Source organism: Streptomyces tyrfis, from assembly GCF_037034285.1.
Lineage (GTDB): Bacteria > Actinomycetota > Actinomycetes > Streptomycetales > Streptomycetaceae > Streptomyces.
Genome location: NZ_JBAGJZ010000063.1, coordinates 1 through 21371, shown reverse-complemented (window position 1 = coordinate 21371; position 21371 = coordinate 1). Strand labels below are relative to the sequence as shown.

The window sequence follows — 21371 nt, the reverse complement described above, 5'->3', positions numbered from 1 at the left end:
CGAGAGCAGTTCGCGACGGCCCGGGCGCGGATGAGGGCCGCGGAGAGGGATCTGGGCCCAGAAGGACAAGGGCCCCGGAATCAGGATCAGTTCACGAAGTTGTCTGTCGTCGAGTCCGGTCAACCAGGCTCTCAGGTCTCTGCCCGCTCTCGCCATGCCGAGATCCTGTCAGACCGGTCCGGGGGAGCCAAGTTCCGGGCGGGCAGCGGCGTATCGGCCGGACCCCATGCCCGCCACTGGGTGGAACGGGAGCGTCCCGGGCCTTCGGGGGAGCGGCGGCCGTCACGGTTGGACGACGGTCAACTCCCTTACGCTGTAAGGCTTCTCCGGGTCCTGGGCGGTCACCGTCAGGCGGACCAGGCGGGCCGTCGCGCCCGGGTGGTACGGGTGCCAGGCGGTGCCGTTCCGGGAGGTCTCCAGGCGGTACGGGACGGCTCGGGCGTCCGTCCACTCCGGGCGGATCGCGGTCACCGGCGCGGCGCGTCCCAGGTCGACCGTCAGCGCGCCACTCGTGCCGGCCGGGGACCAGGCGGTGGCCGGGCTGCCGTCGACCGCGGCCACCGCGTACCGGCCGGGGGCCTCGGAGGTCGCCGTCACCGGGCGGCAGCGGGCCGCGTCCGTCGTCGCGGCGAGGTCGGGGCGGCGGGTCGGGAGGGTGAGGGCGCCGGTGAGGAGGCGGGGGCCGGTGGGGGTGTGGACGGTGAACGGGGCGCCGGAGGTCAGCCGGACCGTCGTCGTCAGGGGGCCGATCGCGACGTCGTAGCTGCGGCCCCGGTAGCGCAGGCCGGTCAGGGTGACCCCGCGGCCCAGCTGCGGCGGCAGCAGCGGATCGAGTCGCACTCCGTCCTCCCGCAGCCGAAGGCCCGTCAGGCCGTGGGTGAAGACCTGCAGGAAGCCGCCCTTTCCGGTGAGGAAGTCCTCGGCGGGGGCCCCGGCCAGCGGGTCCTGGGCGCCCGCCTTCGCCCCCCGCGCCTCGCTGAACAGGGCGTACGGGCCGCGCATGAACGGGCGCACGGACCGCTGGAGGTAGGTGTACGTGACACAGCCCGCCTCCCCGATCGCGGCCGCGTCGATCGCGTGGACCGAGTCGGTCATCGCGGGGCCGTCCGGGTCGGTGCGGGCGGCGTAGTAGGCGAGCGTGGCCGCGGCGGCGCCCGGCTCCATCGGCCATTCCAGCGGATAGATCAGCAGCACCGCGTCGGCCTGTTTGATCGTCGAGCCCCGGTAGCCCGCGTACTGGAGGAACAGCTTCCGCGCCGGGTCGTACGGGATGCGCAGGCCGTCGGCGATCCGCGTCCACTCCGCCGGCGCGGGGTGTCCGAGCAGGCGCGCGGCGCGGGTCGCGTTGCGCAGGGCGGTGGCCGCGACGGCGTTGGTGAAGACCCCGTCGGTGACGCCGTTGCTGTACTCGTCGGGTCCCGCGACGTCCTTCAGCGAGTAACTGCCGTCGCCGTTCGCGGTGACCCGGGAGGTCCAGAAGTCGGCGATCCCCCGGAGCAGCGGCCAGCCGTGCCCGGCCAGCCACGCGCGGTCCCCGGTCGCCAGGTAGTACTGCCAGACGGCGAGCGCGACATCGCCCTGGAGGTGGATCTGGGTGCGGCAGTGCGGCGGGTCCCAGCTGTGGCACTCGGACCGCAGATCACCCCGGCTTCCGCTCGTCCACGGGTAGAACAGGCCACGGAATCCGAGCTTCCGGGCGTTGGCGCGGGCGGCGGCGCGGGTGCGGTAGCGGTATTCCACGACCGTACGGGCCAGCTCCGGACGGGTGGCGAGCAGTCCGGGGTACATCCAGATCTCGGCGTCCCAGAACACCAGCCCCGCGTAGTCGTCGCTGCTCAGCCCGGCCGGGGCGATGCTGTCGCGGGCGCCGGGCCGGGTGGCGGCGAGCAGGCCGTACTGCGCCGAACGCAGCCATTTCCGCAGGTCCGGGCTGTCCGGTACGGCGATGTCGGCGGCCCACGCCCGCCGCCAGGCGGCGGCGTTGGCGGCGAGGACGGCCGGCCAGCCGCGGCGGGCCGCGCGCCTGGACGCCGCGCGGGCGGCGGTGCGCGGGGCGGACGAGGTGAGCGCGGTGTCGACGCCGACGTACTTCTCGAAGGCGTACGTGCGCCCGGCGCGCACCCGGCGCGTGTCGCGGAGCGCGCCGCCGGCGGCCTCGCGTGTCGTGGCCGGTCCGCCGGTGCGCAGGGTCTGGGCGATCGCGCCCGCCGTGCCGGTGCCCCGGGTGCGGAACGTGCCGTCGGCCGCGAGGTCGACGCGGCGCGCGCCCCGGGGGTCCAGGCGTGCGGTGACGGTGGCGGCGCCGGTCCAGCGAGGGGTCATGCGCAGGCGTACGGCACCGGTGTGCACGTCGGACCGGTCGGCCAGCACCTCGTACACGAGGTCGGTGGCGCGCCCGTCGGAGGCGGTCCAGCGCAGCGAGGTGCGGATCAGGCCGCAGCGGAGGAAGAGGGTCTGGCGGTAGCGCGAGATTCGGCCCGGGGGAGTGTCGGAGTCGTAGGTCTCCCCGCCGACGCGCACATCGAGGTCGGTCCAGCTGGGCAGGGCGGCGATCACCTCGCGGCCGTCGGCGAGGTTCTTCTCGCGCCCGTACAGGCCGGAGACGAACGCGCCGTCGTAGCGCGGGGTGAACAGGGGCCAGCCCGTCCGCTCGCCCGGCGCCGCGTATCCCGCGCCCGCGGGCGGCACCCGATGGCCCAGGTAGCCGTTGCCGACATAGGGGGCGTGGGCGGCGGCCTCCCCGTAGCGGGCGGAGGACAGCGCCCAGGCGGGGTCGGTGTCGCGACCGCAGTCGGTGGCGGCGGGCGGCCGGGGCGCGGCCGCGTAGGAGGCGGGTGGCGGCGGTGCGAGCAGGGTGCCCGCGAGCAGGGACGTCAGGGATGTGAGGGACGTGAGGAGGCAGACACGCGAGAGGCTCACCGTACGACCGTAGGGATGCGCGCGCCGGGCGCGGACGCACGGCACGCGGGGCACGGCCGAACGGCGGAGGGGGCGGGAAGGGAGACGGCGACGGTGACGGTGGAACGGCCTGCCACGGTGGGCCACTGCGGGCCATGGGGCGGCGGGTCATGGCGGGACCGTGGGGAGGGCGTGTCGTCGGGGTGACGGCGGGGGTGGGTGACGTCTCTCGGGGACGTGCGGGGCAGGGGGTGCGGGAGGGTGCGGATGCGGATGCGGATGCGGGTGTGGGAGGCGGGGCGGGGTGTGGTGCGTGGAGGCTGCGGTGTTCGGCGAGGCCGGTGCCGTCCGCGATGACCCGGTCGGGGGCGAGCCGGTGGTGGTTCGGGGGCGGAGGCGTGGGGCGCGTCCTCGGCAGGGGCAGGGGCAGGGGCAGGGGCAGGGGCAGGGACGGGGGCGGTCGGGGGGCGTCGGCGTGCGGCGCGTTCGTGTGGCGGCCTTGTGAATTCCCCGAGGCGGCGGGCGTGTGGGGAGTGAGGGGGCGGAGATCGTGAGATCCGGGCCCTGGAGGGCGCGGCGGACCGGATGGTGCCAGGTGGGTGCGGTGGTCTCGGTGCGGGGCGTCGCCCGGGTGGGGCGGGCGGCCGTGTCCGGTGGCGTGTCGGGCGTGTGGCGGCTCGATGTCGTAGGTATGGCGCAGCCCAAGAACCCCTTGTGCGTTTGCCATGGATCGGTCAACCTTTCGCTGTCGGACGGGTCGTGAGCGGCCCGCACTTCCGAGCCTCTGATTGTCAGGTGCATGGCATTTCCGTGCCGCGTCGCTGCGGTGTCCCGGTGATCGCCCCGTGCCGCCCCGGCCTGTTCGTTCGCGTTCCACCTCCGTGTCCGGCGGACCCCCTGTCAGCGCACCGCAACCGAGGAGGATTTCCCGTCATGCCACTGCTGCGTCACATCCCCCACGCGCGGCGAAGAGTCGCCGCCGCGAGCGTCCTGGCCGGTGCGGCCCTCGTGCTCTCCACCGCCGCCTCGTTCCCGGCCTCCGCCGCCGGTGCGGCCGCGGAGGGGCGGATTGAGAACGCCGGCGCCCCCGGCGCCATCAGCGGCAGCTACATCGTCACGCTCGACAAGTCGGCGGTCGGCGCCGGAACGGCGAAGGGCAGGGCGCTGGCCGAGGAGTACGGGGCCAGGATCAAGCACACCTACCGCGCCGCCCTCAACGGCTACGCGGTCGAACTCTCCGCCGCCCAGGCGAAGAAGTTAGCCGCGGACCCGGCCGTCGAGTCCGTCGTCCAGAACCGGGTCTTCAAGGCGACCGGCACCCAGCCGTCGCCGCCGTCCTGGGGGCTGGACCGGATCGACCAGAAGAGGCTGCCGCTGAACCAGAGTTACGCCTATCCCGACAAGGCGGGCGAGGGCGTCACCGCCTACGTCATCGACACCGGCGTCCGGATCACCCACGGAGACTTCGGCGGCCGGGCCTCATACGGCTACGACGCCATCGACAACGACAACACCGCGCAGGACGGCCACGGGCACGGCACCCACGTGGCGGCCACCGTCGCGGGATCTTCGTACGGCGTCGCCAAGAAGGCGAAGATCGTCGCCGTGCGCGTGCTCGACAACAGCGGCTCGGGCACGACCGCGCAGGTCGTCGCGGGCATCGACTGGGTGACCGCGAACGCCGTCAAGCCGGCCGTCGCCAACATGAGCCTGGGCGGCGGGGCCGACTCCGTGCTCGACGCGGCCGTGCGGAAGTCCATCGCGTCCGGCGTCACCTACGCGGTGGCCGCGGGCAACGAGTCGACCGACGCCTCCACCAGGTCCCCGGCGAGGGTCGCCGAGGCCATTACCGTCGGCTCCACGACCAGCACGGACGCCCGTTCCAGCTTCTCCAACTACGGCAGCGTACTGGACGTCTTCGCCCCGGGCTCGTCGATCACCTCGGCCTGGAACACCGGCGACAGCGCCACCAACACCATCTCCGGCACCTCCATGGCCTCCCCGCACGTCGCCGGAGCCGCGGCCCTCTATCTGGCCGAGCACCCGAACGAGAGCCCGGCGCAGGTGTCCGCCGGTGTCGTCGCCGCGGCGAGCACCGGCGTGGTGACGAGCCCGGGCACGGGCTCCCCGAACCGGCTGCTGAACGTCGGCGGGGGCGCCACGACGCCGCCGGGGCCGAAGTTCGAGAACACGACGAGCTACACCATCCGTGACAACTCCACCGTCGAGTCGCCGATCACCGTCTCGGGCGTCGCCGGGAACGCGCCGGCCGCGCTCGGGGTGTCCGTCGACATCGGACACACCTGGATCGGCGACCTGAGGATCGACCTGGTCGCGCCCAGCGGCTCGGTCTACAACCTCAAGGCGTACGGCACGGGCGGCAGCGCCGACGACGTGGTCACCACCTACTCGGTGAACGCCTCCTCCGAGGTGGCCGCCGGCACCTGGAAGCTGCGCGTCGGCGACAACGCCGCAGGTGACACCGGGAGGATCAACTCCTGGGGGCTGCAGTTCCGATGACGGTCCGCCGGAACGCCCGGGCACGGGCGGGCGGGACGGGATGACACGAGAGGCGGTCGCCGGCGCGGCCGCCTCTCGCGCGGTGCGCGGATGTACGAGGTGTGGACACATGACTGCTTCATGCCTGCGCGAGCGCGAGGTCATGCGGGGCATCGGAGTGAATCATCACTTCGAGTGAAACTCTGGCCTGCGCTTGCGATTCACAACCGACCGTTGTCACTCTGTTGCAGATTGTCAACCTGTTGGGAGTGGCCTGTGACTTTCGGTGAGCAGCCCGCCTATCTGCGTGTTGCGAGCGATCTGAGAGAGAAGATCGTCAATGGTTCGCTGCCGCCGCGTACGCGCCTGCCCTCGCAGGCCCGTATCCGCGAGGAGTACGGAGTCTCGGACACGGTCGCGCTGGAGGCCCGCAAGGTGCTGATGGCCGAGGGGCTGGTCGAGGGACGCTCCGGTTCCGGTACGTATGTGCGGGAGCGCCCGGTCCCGCGCCGGATTGCCCGTTCCGGCTATCGGCCCGTGTCGGGCGCCAGTCCGTTCCGCCAGGAGCAGACGGCGGAGGGGACGCGGGGCACCTGGGAGTCCCGCAGCGAACAGGAGGGCGCGAGCGCCGCGGTGGCGGAGCGTCTGGGGATCGGGCCGGGCGACCGGGTGATGCGCACGAGCTACACCTTCCGGGAGGCCGGCGAGCCGATGATGCTCTCCACCTCCTGGGAGCCGCTCGCGCTGACCGGGCGCACGCCGGTGATGCTGCCCGAGGAGGGGCCGCTGGGCGGCTGCGGGGTGGTCGAGCGGATGGCCGCGATCGACGTCGTCGTGGACAACGTGGCCGAGCAGGTCGGCGCGCGCCCGGGGCTGGCGGAGGAGCTCCTGGCGCTCGGCGGCGTTCCCGGGCATGTGGTGATGGTGATCGAGCGCACGTACTACGCGTCGGGGCGTCCGGTCGAGACGGCCGACGTCGTGGTGCCCGCGGACCGGTTCCGGGTCGCCTACCACCTTCCGGTCCGGTGAGCGGCGGGCGGGGGGCGGGAGCCCTTGGCGGCGCGTCGTCGGGCCGGGGTCCGTGACCGGGGCGATCCGTCGTCGCCTCCAGCCGTCGTGTTCCGTTGTCATGTCCCGGCAAGCGGTGTGGGTGGACGGCGGGTGGCCGACGGGCCGGGGTTCGCCGGGCGGGCCGACGCCTCCACGGGGGCGCATCCGGTAGGGTGCGCCCCTCCTTCATGCCTCCCGCATGGCTGGAACGGTACCTCTTTGTGTAATTACGTATCCGTTGAGTAAAGGTCTGGCGTAGGCTCCGGCATATGCGTATTGCGGTTTCCTGGGGATCCTTAAAGACGTGCGAGCCGTTCGAGGGAGGGGCGCGATGCTCGGAAGGGGCGCGATGACCGACAGTGGTGCCGAGCTCCCTTGGCTGGTGATACGGCAGGACGACAACGGCAATCGCTATCGCGTCGGCAGATACGCCACCCGCGGCGAGGCTCAGGAGATCGCCGACAAGCTGGAGGTTCCCGGCGAGGAGCAGCTCTACTGGGTGGAGCGCGCCGGCCGGTCCGCCCGCCCGGGGCGGTGAGCGCGGCGACGGGGGCGTTACGCTCCGGCTCATGAACGATCGTGTGGTGGTGGCCGGGGCCGTCTGCGACCGGGGCCGGCTGCTGGCCGCGCGCCGCAGCTCGCCGCCCGAGCTGGCCGGCCGCTGGGAACTGCCCGGTGGGAAGGTGGAGCCGGGGGAGAGCGGCGAGCAGGCGCTCGTACGGGAGCTTCGCGAGGAACTCGGCGTGGAGGCGCGGCCGATGGAGCGCGTCCCCGGAGAGTGGCCGCTGAAACCGGGGTATGTGCTCCGGGTGTGGACGGTCCGGCTGGTGTCCGGGGTGCCCGCGCCGATCGAGGACCATGACGAGTTGCGCTGGCTCGGGCCCGACGAGATAGACGCGGTCGACTGGCTGGATCAGGACCGGCCCGCGGTCGCGGAGGTGATGCGCCGCCTGCCGGACGGCGCCCCCGCCGACGCCTGACCGGGCCGCTTCGCGCCGGAGCGGGATGCGTGCCCGCTTCGGGGTGCGCGGTGTCCGGCGAGGTCCCGCTCTCCGTGGGAGTCCTTGGCCCCGGAGCCCGTCCCTGCGGGCGTGCGGGGTTTTTCGTGTGTGGTGGGCGTCGGGCGTACGGCGGGCGCCGGGCGGGCAGGTGTCGGGTGATCGTGTGTGCGGCGGCGCGCCGGGCGAACGGCGGTGCGCCGACGGCGCACACGCGGCCGGCGGTCGCGCGGAGGCCGCGGCGCGCCTGTTCGGCGGCGGGTGCCCCGGTGCGCCCCGGCGGGGCCTTTGGTCGCGCCCGCCCGCCCTGACGAGGCCGGATGACCGTCGTGGCCCGGTCGGCCGGAGTTCTCCCGGGCGCCGGCCCCGCCTCCGGCGGACCGTGGCGGAGCCGGATGCAGGGGCGTGCGCCGCCGACGCGGAACCGGCCGGTGGGCGGCTTCGGTTCCGGGCGTTCCGGCGCGCGGTGCCCATTCCGTGCGCCCCTTGTACCGCGTACATCTGTTCGCGTGCGTGGCCATACACCCGTACGCCCCCACGTGTCGATCCCGGCGATAGTTCGCGCCGGATATCGGGTATGCCCTGAATATCCCGTGTAGGCAGGGCGTCCCCGTCATCGGACTTGGGAAGTGGTCGGCGTGATCGACACCGAAGGCGACTGCGCCGAGTGGATCTTCCCCGCCGTGCCCGGGTCGGTGCGCACCGCGCGGCGCGCCGTCCATGAGGCGCTGCGCGGCTGGGGGCTCGACGCACTCCTCGGGGACATGACGGTTCTGCTGGTCAGCGAGTTGGTGACCAATTCCCTGCAGTACACATCGGGTCCCATCGGCGTACGGCTGCAACGCCCCCACCCCGATGGGGACACGGCCTCCGCTCGTCCCGGTCTGCTCGTGGAAGTCTCCGATCCGCTTCCGGATCCGCCCACCGAGCGCGCGGCCGGGCCGGACGACGAGAGCGGCCGGGGGCTGCAACTGGTCGCGTGCTCCGCCCGTCGCTGGGGGACCAGACGGGGAAAGACCGGCAAGACCGTGTGGTTCGAGCTGCCGCTGCCTGGTTAGGAGTGGGGTGGGACGACGCGCACGGCGATCACCGAAGGTCGAGCAGAACCTGTCCGAAAGGGACTGAGACCGTGCTGTGATCGTGAACGCCGTGTCGGTCGGGGCCGGAGTGCTGAATACTGCGGTCAGGACCGGTCCGGTGTGTGAGCTGGAGGGGACGGTCGCGTGAGCGAAATACCTGGAACGGCGGGCGGCATCGTGTGGCAGAGCAGTCCGCCCGGCTCGATCTATGACTACATCAGGGTCGCCTCCTTCTCGATCGGCCCCGACGGGCTGATCGAGCAGTGGAGCCGACGGGCCGTCGGCCTGTTCGGCCTTCCCGCGGATGTCGCGGTGGGCATGGATCCGGTCGAGGCGTTCATGCCCGCCGAGCTGCGCCGGGACGGCCATCGCCGGGTGGGCGAGATCCTCGACGGCAGGGAGTGGACGGGCCTCGTCCCGTTCCGCATACCGGGGGAGCGGGCCGTGCGCGGGCTCGCCGAGCTCTATGTGATGCCGAGTGAGACGAAGACCGGCGAACGGGCCGCGCTCTGCATCGTCGTGGATGTCCGCGCGCTGCGCCGCATCGAGACGGACCTCGCCGCTTCACAGGCCATATTCGGCCAATCTCCTTTCGGTTTCGTGCTGTTCGGCACCGATCTCACGGTGGTGCGCGCCAACGAGCGCTTCGCGAGGGTCTTCGGCGGCCGGGCCGACGACCACCGGGGCCGCACCGTCGAGGACTACCTGCCCCGGAGCGAGGCGGAGCGCCTCACCGCCACCCTGAAGCGGGTGCTGGAGACCGGCGCCTCCGTCACCGACCTCCAGCTCATCGGCCACGCCCCCGGCGACCCGGACCGCAGGCACTGGTCCATGAACCTCTACCGGGTGCACAGCGGATCGGGCCGGCCCGTCGGCATCGCCGGTCTGGCCACGGATGTGACGCGACGGCACATCGCGGCCCGCGAGGCCGCCAGCGCCCGTCGCAACCTCGCCCTGCTCAACGAGGCCGGCGCCCGCATCGGCAACTCCCTCGATCTGGAGACCACCGCCCGGGAGCTCCTCGACGTCGCCGTGCCCGGCTTCTGCGACCTTGCCTCCGTCGACCTCTACCAGGGCCTGCTCACCGGCGACGACGCACCGCCGGGCAGCTGGGACTCGCTCCGCCAGGAGTCCGTCGGCGGCTCGGCCGAACTGCGCCGGGTCGCCTTCGCCAGTGCCGTGTCGGGCGCGCTGCCCGCCGCCGCGAGGGGCCGGGGCGCGCCCGCCTCGGCACGGGGCGGAGCCGCGTCCGCCTCCGACTCAGGCGCCTGTCCGCCCGCGCCGGGCGCCGTGCACCGGTTCCCGTACAACTCGCCCTGCGCGGTGGCGTTGCGCACCGGACACGTGGAGGACGTGCCCGGCGACGACCGGGGCTTCGTCCAGTCGACCCTGGCCGTGCCGATGGTCGCCCACGACACGGTGGTCGGCCTCGTCCAGTTCTCCCGTACCAAGGGCAGCGAGCCGTTCGGCGAACGGGACCGGGGCCTGGCCGTCGAACTCGCCTCCCGCGCCGCGGTCTGCATCGACAACGCCCGCCTCTACCGGCGGGAGCACGAACGCGCGCTGATCCTCCAGCGCAGCCTGCTGCCGCCCGGCGACCCCGAGGCGGCCGGCCTCGACATCGCCTGCCGGTACCTCCCCGGCAACACCGCGACCGAGGTGGGCGGCGACTGGTTCGACGTCATCGAACTCCCCGGCCACCGCACCGCCCTCGTCGTCGGAGACGTCATGGGGCGCGGGCTGCGCGCCGCCGTCGCCATGGGCGAACTGCGCACCGCCGTAAGGACCCTGGCCCTGCTGGACCTGGAACCGGCCGAGGTGCTCGCGGCGCTCGACGAGGTCGCCCGGGGGCTCGGCACGCCCGGCCGCGCCACCGGCGCCTTCCCCGGGGCCCCCGGCGGCGGGGCCCAGTGGCCCTCGCGGGCCGCCCACAAGTCCCGTGAGGCGGACCTCTCCGAGGTGTACCTGGCGACCTGTGTGTACGCGGTCTACGACCCGGTCACCCGGCGGTGCACCTTCGCCAACGCGGGCCATCTCCCGCCGGCCGTGGCCGAGCCGGGGCGGCGGGCCGAACTGCTCGACGTCCCGCCCGGGATGCCGCTCGGCGTGGGCGGCGAGCCCTTCGAGGAGGTCGAGGTCGAACTGAAGGAGGGCGCCCTGCTCGCCCTCTACACGGACGGACTCGTCGAGTCCCGGGACCATCCGCTGGACGAGGGGCTCCGGGCCCTGCGCGACGCGCTCGTCGCTCCGGAACGGCCCCTGGAGGTCGTCTGCGACCAGGTCCTGACGACCCTCGACACCCGGCACGGCGAGGACGACATCGCCCTGCTGATGGCCCGTATCCGGGGACTTCCGGCCGACGCGGTCGGCGACTGGCGGCTGCCGCGCGAGCCCCGCTCGGTCGGCCGGGCCCGCGAGCTCGCCCGTGAGCAGCTGCTGGCCTGGGATCTCGGTGAACTGGTCGACACCACCGAACTGCTGGTCAGCGAGCTGGTCACCAATGCCCTGCGGTACGGCGAGGGCGAGATCCGGCTCCGGCTGCTGCTCGACCGCACACTGGTGTGCGAGGTGTGGGACGCGGGCCTCGTCCAGCCGCGGCGGCGTCGGGCGCGCGACACCGACGAGGGCGGGCGCGGGCTCCAGCTGGTCGGGATGCTGAGCGCGGGCTGGGGGTCCAGACGGACGCCGCGCGGCAAGACGGTCTGGTTCGAACTGGCGCTGCCCGACGGGGAACCGGCCGCCGAGCCCACGCTGGAGCAGCTGCTCAGCATGTACTGACGTGACACGCCGGCAGGTACTGCCGGCGTGCAGTGCAGGCAGGTGCTGAGGGGCCGGGCGGGGAGTCCGGAGGCGTACGGGGGACACGGGGCGTACGCCGTGGGCCGGTCCCGGGCCGGGGCGGGCGCGCGGCGCCCTCATCGGCCGGCGCCGGACCGGCCGGGTGCGTCAGGGGGGCCTTCGCCCGCCTCGCCCGTCCCTTCCGATTTCCCCGTCCTGCCGGTCTCGTCCGCCCCAGCTGCCCCGGCCGCCTCGCCCGTCCGGTCTGTTTCGTCGGCCTCAGTCGCCCCAGTCGCCTCGCCCGCCCCACCTGTTTCATCAGCGTCGGCGGCCCCGTTCGAAGGCCGTCGGGCGGTCGCGCCGGGGGTGGTGCGGGTGACGGCTCGCCGTCGGCGGCGGACGTACGCGTGACCGGCGGCCAGCACCGCGACGACGAGCACGGCCACCGGCAGGATCAGGTCCACGGCGCTCGTCCCGCCGGAAGGGACGGTTCCGGGCGCGCCGAGGACGCCGGGCGCGGCGGAGGGGCCGGGGGCGGCGTGGGCGGTGTGCGGGAGGGACGGCGGGCACAGCGCCGTCAGTGCGGTGAGCAGGGCCCGGCCCGGTCCCGATAATCGGGTACGGCTCACGAGTGGCGTCACGTTTGTGAGGTTATGTCCGCCGTCCGGTGCTCGCGACCGGTGCGGCGGCGCCGCCGCACGCGACCGGGCGAACGCTGCCGCCGCACCGGCCGAGTCGTGCGTACGCCGCTCGGGCGGCCGGTCGCCGGCCGCGGCCGGGCCGTGTCCGTGGCGCCCGTGTCCCGAGACCCGTCCCAGGGCACGGACACGGCCGCCCCGGGACGCGCCTCGGGACGCGTCCCGAGGCATGCCCGCGGACGCACCCGAGGCGCCCCGGGCCCGGTCAGATGGAGAAGCGCTCCTTGGCGAGCAACGGGCGCACCTTCGACCGGAAGCCGCCCGTCCGGAACGGCCGCTGCAGCAGGCCGGGCCGGAGCGCCTGGGCCAGGGCCGCGGCGATCATGCCCTGGTCGAGGGCGAGCAGGTAGTCGCTGACCCGCCCGGTGCCGACGTTGACGGAGTCCCGGAACCCGTACCCGGCGTGGTAGGCGCCGAAGTCGCGATCGAGCGCGCGCAGGTTGGCGACGGCCTCGGCCGGTGCGTAGGGCAGGGCGAGGAACGAGGCGTGCGGGGTGACCACGCCGTTGGTGAACGCCGACGGGGGCGGCAGCGGGGCGCCGTCCGTGGTGTACGTGCGGTCGGTGTTGGAGGCGTAGCCGTCGACCTGCATGCCGAGGGCGTCGACGCCGTACTCCTGGTACCCCCCTTCGGGGACGTTGGCGGGGGAGAAGCCCCAGTACCCGTACCGCGCCTCCGCCAGGCCGTGCTCGATCTGGCCGCGGACGTAGCGCCGGTGGGTGAGGCCCCAGGAGCGCGGTGACCACTCCGCCTCCGGAACGAACAGCGGCACCATCAGCGCCTCGAACATCGAGCCGCCCCAGCTGGGGACGAGCTTCCGGCCGCGGTGGATGTAGTGCCCCTGCCAGACGCGTACGCCGTCCATGGCCACGTAGGAGCCCTGCGGGCGCTGCTCCTGCTCGTGCTCGGGGAGCATGGTGCGCAGCAGGTGCCAGTAGTGGTCGGCGGGCAGCGAGCCGTCCGCGATGCCCAGGTAACTGGCCATGCGGGGCTCGGTGTTGAGGGCGCCGTAGTGGTGGCCGGTGGGCTCCCCGGTGTCGGTCCAGAACCCGCCGCGCAGCTGACCGGGTCCGGCGACGGGGTCGGCCGGGTCGTACGGCGTGTAGTAGTACGACCAGTCGGCGGTGGCCAGGACGCGGCCGATGCGGGGGCGCAGGGCGGGCGCGGCGTCGGCCGCGATCCGCAGGCCGGTGATCAGCCAGGCGTTGTCGACGGAGGACAGGAACGGGCGCACCGGGTCGCCGGTGCCGGGCCACTCGGTGATGACCGAACCGTCGTGCGCGTCGTACCAGTTGAGCCAGAAGCCGTGGTGGCGCTCCAGCCGCTCCACGGCCCGGACGGTGCGTTCCAGGCGGCGTTCCATCGTGGCGCCGTCGATCACCCCGAGACCGGCGGCGGCGACGGTCGACCAGAGGCCGCAGCCGATGTTGGTCGGCGAGGTCTGGCGCGACCGCACGGGGGCGCCGGGGCCGCTGACGTCGATCTTGTCGACGGCGAGCCCGAGGTCGGTGGTCATCGCCTCCATCGAGCGGTACGTGTCGCGGAACCAGCGCAGCAGCAGCGCCGCGTCCGGGCCGTGCGCGGCGGGCCGGGCGGCGGGGGCGGCGGGCGCGGCGTTCGCGGCGGGGGCGGAGACCGCGCCGAGGGTCAGGGCGGCGGCCCCGGTTCCCGCGGCGGTGAGAAACGTGCGACGGTCCATCGGCATCCTTCGAAGAAGAGCCACCGACTGCGGCGGTGGGCGGATTCGTTCGTCGGTCGTGCAGGGGGGCGCGGGCGCCGTCGTGCGTACGGCGCCCGCGCGGGTGGTACGCGCCGGCGGGGGCTGGTCACGCGTGCCGCCCGCGCGGGCGGACCGGAGGGGCCGGCGGGCGTCGGACGCCGCCGGTCCCTCCGGGGCGGGAGCGGTCGGGCCGCTCCCGGTCGGGGGCCGGTGTCAGCCGGCGACGCGCGGCAGCGCGCGGGTGCGGCCCATCTCGCCCAGCCAGACGGCGGACGGCTTCGGCAGCCGCTCGAAGGTCTCCGGGTCCCAGCCGATCAGGCCGAACGTCGGCTTGTAGGAGCCCCACTCGTAGTTGTCGAGCGCGCTCCAGGCCAGGTAGCCCTGGATGTTGAGGCCGTCCTCCAGCGCGCGGGCGACCTCGTTCAGCGCACCGGTGTAGTAGTCGACCCGGCGGGTGTCGTCGTCGGTGGCGATGCCGTTCTCGGTGACGATCAGCGGCATGTCGGCGCCGATGACGTCGGCGGTGTGGCGCAGCGCGTGGCCGACGGCGGACGGGTAGTACTCCCACTGGGTGAGGGTGCGCTCGGCGTCGGCGGGGGCCGGGATCGGGCCTTCGGGGCCGATCTTGGTCCGGGTGTAGGACTGCACGCCGATCCAGTCGTCGCCGCGGGCGGCCTCGATGAAGACGTCCTCGCGGGGGCGCCGGTAGGCCGCGGTGACCTCCTCGGCGCCCGGCAGGGCCTGGTAGACCTGGTTGGCGATGGTCCAGCCGACCTGGATCGCGGGGTTGATCGCCCGGACCTCCTTGACGGCCGCGTGGTGCGCGGCGATGACGACCTCGGTGGTCTCGTCGTCGGGGGTCGGCAGGCCGGCCGGCGGGAAGCTGTTGTCGCCGCGCTTGGCCTGGCCCGCCATCACGGCGATCATGTTCGGCTCGTTGATGGTGCAGACGTGCGTGACGTCCTCGGCGATCACCGGCGCGCAGGCCGCGACGTAACGGGCGAAGAGCTCGACCGCGCCCTCGGCGGTCCAGCCGCCGCGCGCCTCGAACCACTGCGGCACGGTGAAGTGGTGCAGCGTGATCATCGGGCGCAGGCCGCGTTCGAGGGCGCCCTCGACCATGCGGCGGTAGTGGGCGAGTTCGGCGCGGGAGAAGCGGCCCTCGGCGGGCTCGATGCGCGCCCACTCGATGGAGAACCGGTAGTCGGTGAAGCCCAGGGAGGCCAGCGCGTCCATGTCCTCGCGCCAGCGGTGGTAGCTGTCGCAGGCGTCCAGGCTGGGCTCCTGGATGTGGGTGCCCTCGGCGTGCTCCTTGACCCACCAGTCGCAGTTGGTGTTGTTGCCCTCGATCTGGTGGGCGGCGGTGGAGGCGCCCCACAGGAAGCCTTCGGGGAACGGGACCTGGGTGTGAGTCATCGCAGAGTGTCCTTATGGTGCGTGAGAGGGGTGTGGCCGGCGTGGGTGCGGGGTGCCGGCCTCGTACGTTTCGGTGGGGCGGCCCGGGCCCGGGCCCGGTCGCGCGCCGGGGGCGGGGCCGCCCGGGGCCGCCCGGGGCGGTCCTGGGCTGTCCGGGGCGGTCCGGGGCGGTCCAAAGGGTGGGAGGTACCGCCCAGGAGGCTTCCGTCCGGCGCGGACCGCCGGGTGCGGCGCGGGCCGTCCGGACGCGCGCCGCGGGCCGTCCGGACGCGCGCCGCGGGCCGTCCGGACGCGCGCCGCGGGCCGGGCCCGGGCGGGCGCCGCGTCGGGCCCGTTACTTCATGCCCGCCGTGGCGATGCCCTGGGTGAAGTGCCGCTGGAGCGCGATGAAGACGACCAGGACCGGCAGCACGATCAGGAGCGAGCCGGCCATCAGCATGCCGTTGGAGCCGCCCGCCTTGTTGGGGTCGGTGGCGAACGTGGCCAGCGCCACGGGCAGGGTGTACTTGTCGGGGTCGTTGGTCGCGATGAGCGGCCAGACGAAGTTGTTCCAGGAGCCCAGGAACGTGAAGATCGAGAGCGTCGCCAGGGCGGGCTTCACCAGCGGCATCACGATCCGCCAGAAGATGTACCACTCGCCGGCGCCGTCCATCCGGGCCGCCTCCAGCAGCTCGTCCGGAATCGACTGCATGAACTGCCGCATCAGGAAGACCCCGAACGCCCCGGCGGCGAACGGCAGCACCAGACCGGCGTACGAGTCGATCAGTCCCAGCTTGCTCATCAGCACGAACAGGGGCAGCAGCATCAGGTTGCCCGGCACCATCAGGGCGCCGAGGACCAGCCCGAAGATCTTGTTGCGCCCGGCGAAGTTCAGCTTGGCCAGGGCGTATCCGAGCATCGAGCAGAACACCAGGTTCGAGACGGTGACCAGCACCGCCACGATCACCGAGTTCATGAAGTACAGCGGCAGATCGAGCTTGTCGAGCAGGCCCCGGAAGTTCTCCAGGGTCCACTCGGACGGGATCCACACCGGCGGGCTGGCCGACAGGTCCCGCGGGGTCTTGAAGGCCGAGACCGCCATCCACAGGAACGGCGCCGACATCACCAGCAGACCGAGGGAGAGCAGCACGTAGACGAGGACCCGGCGCGGACCGCCGGACCCGCGCGTACCGGACGGCCGGGTGTTCCCGGACCCCGTCCCGGACTTCTTCGACGGCGCCGTCGAGACGGCGCCCGGTGCACTGGTGGCGCTCATTTCGTGTTGTCCTTCAGCAGTCGGAGCTGGAGCACCGTGATGCCCATGATCACCACGAAGAGGACGTACGCCATGGCACTCGCATAGCCCATGTGGAAGAAGTTGAAGCCCTCGCGGTACATGTTCAGCGAGACGGTGAGGGTGGAGTCCGAGGGACCGCCCTGCGTCATCACGAACGGCTCCTCGAAGACGTTGAGGTAGCCGATGGTGGTGATGACCGTGGCGTACAGCAGCGTGGGCCGCAGCAGGGGCACGGTGATGCTCCGGAACTCCTGCCAGACCCCGGCGCCGTCCAGCCGCGCGGCCTCCCGCACCTCGGTGGGGATGGCCTGCAGGCCGGCGATGAAGAGCACCATGACCGTGCCCAGGTTGCGCCAGACCGCCATCGCGATCATCGACGGCATCGCGAGCTTCTCGGAGCCCAGGAAGTCGGGCGCGGTGAGGCCGACTTCGGAGAAGAGCCCCGCGACCAGCCCGTCGCTGGGATCGAGCACGAACCGCCAGACCACGGCGACCGCGACGATGGTGGTGACCACCGGGGCGTAGAAGCCGACGCGGAAGAAGGTGCGGGCCCGGTCGATGCCGTTGTTCAGCAGCACCGCGACGCCCAGCCCCAGGAAGATCGTCAGGGGGACCCCGATCACCACGAAGTACGCCGTGTTGAACAGCGACTTGAGGAACTTCTCGTCGCCGAACAGCTTGACGTAGTTGTCGAAGCCGACGAACTCCGCGTCCAGCGGGTGCGTGACGTTGCGCAGCCCGAAGTCGGTGAAGCTCATCCCCAGCGTCGCGAGGATCGGGAACGCCATGAAGACGAGGAAGAGGACCAGGAACGGGGTGGAGAACAGCCAGCCGGCCAGGTTCTGCATCCCCAGCGACGGCCTCCTGCCGCCCCGGCGGCCCGCGGGCCCGGTGGCCGGGGACCCGGAGGCCCCCGGCCCGGCCTGCACCTTGGCCGACTCCGCGGCCTTTGCGGTCATGGTGCGCATGACTCCTACTTCACGAGGCCTTCGATTTGCGACTGGGCCGTCTTCAGCGCGTCCTCGGCGGACGCCTTGCCCTGGGTGACCTTGGCGATGGCCTGGTCGACCTTGTCGGTGATCTCGGTCCAGTTGGACAGCGAGGGCGAGGACTTGGCGGTGTCCATCTGCTTCTTGAAGACCTGGAGGTTCGCGTCCCCGGCGAGGTCGCCGGAGGTCCAGGCGGCGGTGTTGGCCGGCAGGTCCTTGGTGCGCTTGTACCAGTCGGCCTGGCCCTTGGTGTCGGTCAGGTACTTGATGAACTCCTTGGCGGCCGCCTTGTGCTCGCTGTCCTTGGAGATCACCAGGGAGGAGCCGCCGGCCATGGAGACGGACGACTTGTCGGCGGGCACGTTGGCCACCGCCCACTTGCCCTTGAGCTGCGGCTGGCCCTCGTTCAGCAGGGTGACGTGCCAGGGGCCGCCGAAGAACATCGGGACGCGGCCGTTGCCGAAGTCCTTCACCACGTCGTAGCCGGGCTGCACGGACTTGTTGGCGAGGCCCTTGTCGAAGTACGAGCCGTACTCCTTGAGCGCCTTCACGGCGGCCGGGCTGTCGATGACCGCCTTGCCCTTGTCGTCGACGATCTCGCCGCCGGCCGAGTAGAGGAAGGAGTAGAAGTTCTGCACCGTGTCCAGGCCGCTCGGCTGGATGGACAGGCCCCACTTGGTTCCGGCCTTCTTCTGATAGGCCGTGGCGAGGTCCTGCATCTCCTTCCAGTCGGTCGGAGCCTTGGTGACGCCGGCCTTCTCGGCCAGGTCGGTGCGGTAGTAGAGGACGCGGGTGTCGACGTACCACGGCACGCCGTACGCCTGGCCGTCGACCTCGCCCTGCTTCCAGCCGGACGGGAAGAAGTCGTTCTCGTGGAACGTCTTGGTGTCGACCGGCTCCAGCACGCCCAGCTCGGCGAACTCGCCCATGTAGCTGCCGCCCATCTGCGCCACGTCCGGCAGGGTGCCGGCAGCGGCGGCGGAGACCAGCTTCTGGTGGGCCACGTCCCAGCCGACCGGGGTCACCTTGACCGTCACGTTCGGGTGGGCCTTGGTGTACTCCTTGGCCACGTCCGTGAGCTTCTCGCCCTCTGCGCCCATGGCCCAGACGGTGATCGTCTGCTTCTTGTCGGCGGCGACGTCGTCGCCACCGGAGCTGCCGCACGCGGTGACACCGAAGGTGAGCGCGGCGGCGACGGTGATACCGACCGAGACGTTTCTGGCGGTGCGGGGCATGGAGGGCTCCTCCTTGAGCAATCCTGATGTATGCGCTGCCTGTAAGCGCATACATCACTCTGCGGCAGGAATTCGGGATTCCGCAAGAGGGTCCTGGGTCACACTCCTGCAACGTGTCGGACGCCTGGACGTCCGGCAGGCGTCCGACGGGTGTCCGGCGGGCGCTCCGGGCGGGCGGCCGGCGGGCGGCCCGGCGGGCGGGGCCAGGGCTGTCCGGCGGGCGGTCCGAAGGCGGTCCGAAGGCGCTCCGGCGGGCGGCCCGGCGAGCGGTCCGCTTGGCACGTTAGATGCACTGTTTGCGAAATTGGTAATGCTGTGACCAGACGTGACTGATTTGGTGCGATCGGTGCCCGGAAGTGGGCGATCATGGCGGCGCTACTGTGGTGGCCATGGCTTCGTTCGAACATGATTTCCCCTTCGATCCGGCGCACGGATACACGCTCGACGACCTGATGCGCGTCCCCGCCCCCGAGGCCCCGGACGACTTCGACGCCTTCTGGCGGGCCCGTCACGCGGAGGCCCGCGCGGTCGCCACCGAGCCCGAGCTGGGACCGCTGGAGGAGGAGCGCGACGGCCTGCGGATCCACGGGGTGACGTTCACCTCGGTCGGCGGGGTGCGGCTCGGCGGCTGGCTCGCGCTGCCCGCCGAGGGGGCGGCGGAGCACGGCTTCGTCATCGGGCACGGATACGGCGGCCGGGCGGAGCCGGGCCCCGACCTGCCGCTGCCGCTGCCCAGGTCGGCGGCGATCCTGCCCTGCGTGCGGGGGATGGGGGAGCGGGGGCGGCGGCCGGGCGTCCCGGACGTCTCGCACGGGCATGTGCTGCACGGCATCGCCTCGCGCGACACCTACGTCATCGGCGAGTGCGTGGCGGACCTGTGGTGCGCGGCGTCCGCGCTGAACGAGCTGGTCCCGGAGACGGCCGCCGACGGGGGCGGGCCCCGGCTCGGCTATCTGGGCGAGAGCTTCGGCGGCGGGCTCGGCGCGCTGGCGCTGCCCTGGGACGACCGGTTCGCGGCGGGGCAGCTGACGGTGCCCACCTTCGGCAACCACCCGCTGCGGCTCACCCTGCCCTGCACGGGCAGCGGCGAGGCGGTGCGCGGCCACCACCGGGACCACCCCGAGGTCGTCGAGGTGCTGCGGTACTTCGACGCCGCCACGGCCGCGGCCCGGCAGGAGCGGCCGGTGCTGGTGGCGGCGGCGCTCTTCGACCCGTCGGTGCCGCCGCCGGGGCAGTTCGCCGTGTACAACGCCCTCGCCGGTGAGCGCGAGCTCCAGGTGCTGAACGCGGGCCACTTCGAGTACCCCGGGACGGCGGCGGAGACCGAGGAGCTGCGCGCGGCCCGGCGGCGGTTCTTCGGGGCGCACCTCAAGGTGTGACGGGCCGTCGGCCGGGCCTCGGGGTCGGGGACGCGTCCGCGCGGACGCCGCGCCCCGGGGCCCGGTCGGCGGTGGTCGAGGGGCCGCCGGCCGGCATCGGGTGCACCCTGGAACAGGAGACCGACGCGGGTGTCTGAACCGTATTGCACCGTATTGTTTAATCGTTAACGTAAATGCGCCGCGCGAGGCACGCACCTCACTCCACGGCAGAACGCGTCACGAGGTGTGAGCGGTAGGACGAAGGAGCCGGCTCACCATGAAGGCTGCACGCTATTACGACCGCGGTGACATCCGCATCGAGGACATCCAGGAGCCCGCGGTCCAGCCGGGCACGGTCGGCATCGACGTCGCGTACTGCGGCATCTGCGGCACCGACCTGCACGAGTACCTCGACGGACCGATCTTCGTCCCGCCGGCCGGCCACCCGCACCCGGTCTCGGGCGAGTCCGCTCCCGTGACGCTCGGTCACGAGATGTCCGGCGTCGTGTACGCGGTGGGCGAAGGCGTCGAGGACCTCAAGCCGGGCGACCGCGTCGTCGTGGAGCCCTACATCCTGCGTCCCGAGGTCGACACCAGCGAGAACAACCCGACCTACCACATCTCGCCCGACATGAACTTCATCGGGCTGGGCGGCCGGGGCGGCGGTCTCGCGGAGAAGATCGTCGTCGAGCGCCGGTGGGTCCACCCGGTCGGCGACGTCCCGCTGGACCAGGCGGCCCTCATCGAGCCGCTGTCGGTGGCGTACCACGCGTTCGAGCGCTCGGGTGCGAAGGCGGGCGACTTCGCCCTCGTCGGCGGCGCCGGCCCCATCGGGCTGCTCACCTGCGCGGTGCTCAAGGCGATGGGCGTCGAGGTCGCGGTCTCCGAGCTCAGCTCGCTGCGCCGGCAGAAGGCGCTGGACGCCAAGGTCGCCGACCACGTCATCGACCCGGCGACCGCCGACGTCGCCGAGGAGGTCCGGCGGCTCACCGGCGGCAAGGGCGCGGACGTCGCGTTCGAGGCCACCTCCGTGAACGTCGTCCTCGACACGCTGTTCGACGCGGTCAAGGCGGGCGGTGTCATCACCGTCATCTCGATCTGGGGCAAGCCGGCGTCGATCGACATGCAGAAGCTCGTCCTCAAGGAGGTCGACCTGCGCGGCACGATCGCCTATGTCAACTCCCACCCGCAGACCATCAAGCTCGTGCAGGAGGGGCGCATCGACCTGTCGCCCTTCATCACCAAGACCATCGGGCTGGACGGTCTGGTCTCCGAGGGCTTCGAGACCCTGATCCACCACAACGAGACGGCCGTCAAGATCCTGGTGGACCCCCGCCGCTGACGCCCGCCCGGCGCACCCGGCCACGGGCCGGCCGC

14 protein-coding genes are annotated in these 21371 nt (G+C 72.8%); 8 read left to right on the top strand and 6 right to left on the bottom strand.

Annotated features, from left to right (window positions below):
* Window positions 1-282: 282 nt before the first annotated feature.
* A complete protein-coding gene (locus WA762_RS32175; RefSeq protein WP_335940754.1) occupies window positions 283-2919 on the bottom strand; it encodes a discoidin domain-containing protein in 2637 nt (878 codons plus the stop codon).
* 912 nt (window positions 2920-3831) lie between these two features.
* Between WA762_RS32175 and WA762_RS32170 the strand changes: the two genes are divergently transcribed.
* The 6 genes from WA762_RS32170 to WA762_RS32145 all read left to right on the top strand — a co-directional run bounded on the left by WA762_RS32170 (window position 3832) and on the right by WA762_RS32145 (window position 11302).
* Window positions 3832-5418 carry a S8 family peptidase gene (locus WA762_RS32170; RefSeq protein ID WP_335940752.1) on the top strand — a complete coding sequence of 529 codons (1587 nt, stop codon included), beginning with the start codon at window positions 3832-3834 and terminating at the stop codon, window positions 5416-5418.
* A 255-nt stretch (window positions 5419-5673) separates the two neighbouring features.
* Window positions 5674-6426 carry a GntR family transcriptional regulator gene (locus WA762_RS32165; RefSeq protein ID WP_335940751.1) on the top strand — a complete coding sequence of 251 codons (753 nt, stop codon included), beginning with the start codon at window positions 5674-5676 and terminating at the stop codon, window positions 6424-6426.
* 370 nt (window positions 6427-6796) lie between these two features.
* Entirely contained in the window at window positions 6797-6985 is a 189-nt protein-coding gene (locus tag WA762_RS32160; protein WP_335940750.1) for an SPOR domain-containing protein, read from the top strand.
* A gap of 31 nt (window positions 6986-7016) precedes the next feature.
* Window positions 7017-7427 carry a (deoxy)nucleoside triphosphate pyrophosphohydrolase gene (locus WA762_RS32155; RefSeq protein ID WP_335940749.1) on the top strand — a complete coding sequence of 137 codons (411 nt, stop codon included), beginning with the start codon at window positions 7017-7019 and terminating at the stop codon, window positions 7425-7427.
* Window positions 7428-8074: 647 nt separating this feature from the next.
* The gene (locus tag WA762_RS32150; protein WP_335940748.1) at window positions 8075-8503 is read left to right on the top strand and encodes an ATP-binding protein; all 429 of its coding nucleotides are present in this window, start codon (window positions 8075-8077) and stop codon (window positions 8501-8503) included.
* A gap of 198 nt (window positions 8504-8701) precedes the next feature.
* On the top strand, window positions 8702-11302 hold the full coding sequence (locus tag WA762_RS32145; protein ID WP_335940775.1) for a SpoIIE family protein phosphatase: 2601 nt from the start codon (window positions 8702-8704) through the stop codon (window positions 11300-11302).
* Between the two features lie 903 nt (window positions 11303-12205).
* On the opposite strand, the gene WA762_RS32140 is transcribed toward WA762_RS32145, so the two are convergent.
* The 5 genes from WA762_RS32140 to WA762_RS32120 form a co-directional block, all read right to left on the bottom strand.
* The gene (locus WA762_RS32140; protein WP_335940746.1) at window positions 12206-13699 is read right to left on the bottom strand and encodes a glucoamylase family protein; all 1494 of its coding nucleotides are present in this window, start codon (window positions 13697-13699) and stop codon (window positions 12206-12208) included.
* A 234-nt stretch (window positions 13700-13933) separates the two neighbouring features.
* Window positions 13934-15136, bottom strand: coding sequence for a glycoside hydrolase family 1 protein (locus WA762_RS32135; RefSeq protein WP_335940744.1), 1203 nt, complete (start codon window positions 15134-15136; stop codon window positions 13934-13936).
* Between the two features lie 334 nt (window positions 15137-15470).
* Window positions 15471-16391, bottom strand: coding sequence for a carbohydrate ABC transporter permease (locus WA762_RS32130; protein ID WP_335940742.1), 921 nt, complete (start codon window positions 16389-16391; stop codon window positions 15471-15473).
* Complete coding sequence (locus WA762_RS32125; protein WP_335940741.1) at window positions 16388-17380, bottom strand: carbohydrate ABC transporter permease; 993 nt, start codon at window positions 17378-17380, stop codon at window positions 16388-16390. Before WA762_RS32125 ends, WA762_RS32130 begins: the two co-directional genes overlap by 4 nt.
* A gap of 5 nt (window positions 17381-17385) precedes the next feature.
* A complete protein-coding gene (locus tag WA762_RS32120; protein WP_335940739.1) occupies window positions 17386-18636 on the bottom strand; it encodes a sugar ABC transporter substrate-binding protein in 1251 nt (416 codons plus the stop codon).
* A gap of 389 nt (window positions 18637-19025) precedes the next feature.
* Here WA762_RS32120 and WA762_RS32115 point away from each other — a divergent pair, with 389 nt between their 5' ends.
* Both WA762_RS32115 and WA762_RS32110 read left to right on the top strand, forming a co-directional pair.
* A complete protein-coding gene (locus WA762_RS32115) occupies window positions 19026-20015 on the top strand; it encodes an acetylxylan esterase (protein ID WP_335940737.1) in 990 nt (329 codons plus the stop codon).
* Between the two features lie 256 nt (window positions 20016-20271).
* Window positions 20272-21336, top strand: a complete 1065-nt coding sequence (locus WA762_RS32110; RefSeq protein ID WP_335940736.1) for a 2,3-butanediol dehydrogenase — start codon at window positions 20272-20274, stop codon at window positions 21334-21336.
* The last annotated feature ends 35 nt before the right edge of the window (window positions 21337-21371 follow it).